We start from the raw sequence: 1368 nt of genomic DNA on the forward strand, positions 1-1368 counted from the left end.
GGGCCTGCACCGCCAGCCAGCCGTCGCCGGACACGGCCACATCCAGGTCGCGGCCGGTCTCGACCAGGGCACCTTGGCTGAAATCGGTGGCAGGGCGCTCGGTCAAGGCAAAGGCACGCGCCGGAAAGCTGTCACCAAACACCGGCATCGAGCGGGCCTGTTCCAGGTCACGCTGAAACCCGTTGGTCGAGATGTTCGCCAGATTGTTGGCATGCGCCTTCTGCGCCAGTGCGTTCTGACTGGCGCCGGTCATTGCCACATAAAGGTACTTGTCCACAGTCTTTCCTCTGTCTGACGGACGCTTGCCGCCCACCGCTGTACTGAAGAGGTCATTGCAATTTGCGCACCAACTTTATTTTGACGCGCTGCGGCGCGGGTTTGCGCAGGGATGAGGGAAGATTCGGTGCGAGGAGACGGCGGGGTTCTGCCGGTTGCGGCAAGGGCTGGCCTGGGTAGTGGCCGTCGAGGGCCCTCACCCCAAGCTGATTTCTGGCGTTGCGAAGATCTGCTTTTGCCTTTGGTTCCCTCTCCCTCCAGGACAGGGTTGCCACCTTTTGCAGCACCAACCAACAGGCCGACCCGGGTAGCGACTTCATCCAAAACGGATTCGGGGGCGTAGATGTTCGCAAGCATGTGTAACCTCATTTCTGATGAGGCTGGGCGGCGCCCGATAAGTTTCAAAAATGATGGCAAGAGGCAAAATAAACCCGTTTTAGGCGGGGATTTTCAGGTTTTTTTACGAAATCAAAAAGGGGATGTCGGCAAACAGGCTTTACTGAACGGACTCAAAAAAGCCCAGACGGGCTGGGCTTTTCAAGCCTAACCATTGAGTAGATTCAGGCCAGCTTGAATTTACTCAAGGTTGCTTTGACCTCAGCTCTCAAACCAGCTTCATCTAGCTCACTTTTTCTGCGATCTAGATCAGGGTTGTAGCAGTCTGCCAGGATGAAAATGGTCGATGCACATTCAGAGACGTTTGCATTGTCGTCCTTGAGTTTGTTTGCATCTCGCTCTGCGCTCCACTTAGCGATATATGGATCGGCAAAAGCATTTGCAGACAAGCCGCCGTCAGCGAATTTCTTGGCAAGCTGGATAAGCTCAAGACTCATTGCAGAACTCCTTTCTCAATGTAGTTTTTAAATTGTGGGGTAGCTGGGTCAAGCTTCCAACCCGACACAAATTTACCATCGCCACCAATGATAACGACATTGTTTGTTCTTTTGTTGAAAAAAACAGTTGAGTCTGTTTCTCGCTGATATGTCCCATGGGGAGAGGTATCGACATCAGCAAGATGAATCGCCCCGGGTTTCCTAGACACTCTCCAGGCTCGCTGCGTAACGCTTTTCAAACTCTACCGGTGACAGCTGA

3 protein-coding genes are annotated in these 1368 nt (G+C 53.4%); 1 reads left to right on the forward strand and 2 read right to left on the reverse strand.

The annotated features are described in order from the left end of the window. Positions 1–277 (reverse strand): flagellar hook-basal body complex protein (locus tag GHO03_RS24425; protein ID WP_372241799.1); only part of this gene is annotated, 277 nt, incomplete at its 3' end. A gap of 342 nt (positions 278–619) precedes the next feature. Between GHO03_RS24425 and GHO03_RS24430 the strand changes: the two genes are divergently transcribed. Next, the gene (locus GHO03_RS24430) at positions 620–823 is read left to right on the forward strand and encodes a hypothetical protein (RefSeq protein ID WP_095024145.1); all 204 of its coding nucleotides are present in this window, start codon (positions 620–622) and stop codon (positions 821–823) included. A gap of 13 nt (positions 824–836) precedes the next feature. Here GHO03_RS24430 and GHO03_RS24435 read toward each other — a convergent pair whose 3' ends face one another. Next, a complete protein-coding gene (locus GHO03_RS24435; RefSeq protein WP_095018922.1) occupies positions 837–1109 on the reverse strand; it encodes a colicin immunity domain-containing protein in 273 nt (90 codons plus the stop codon). Positions 1110–1368: the final 259 nt, after the last annotated feature.

It is taken from the genome of Pseudomonas sp. FSL R10-1339 (genome assembly GCF_009600545.1).
Lineage (GTDB): Bacteria > Pseudomonadota > Gammaproteobacteria > Pseudomonadales > Pseudomonadaceae > Aquipseudomonas > Aquipseudomonas bubulae.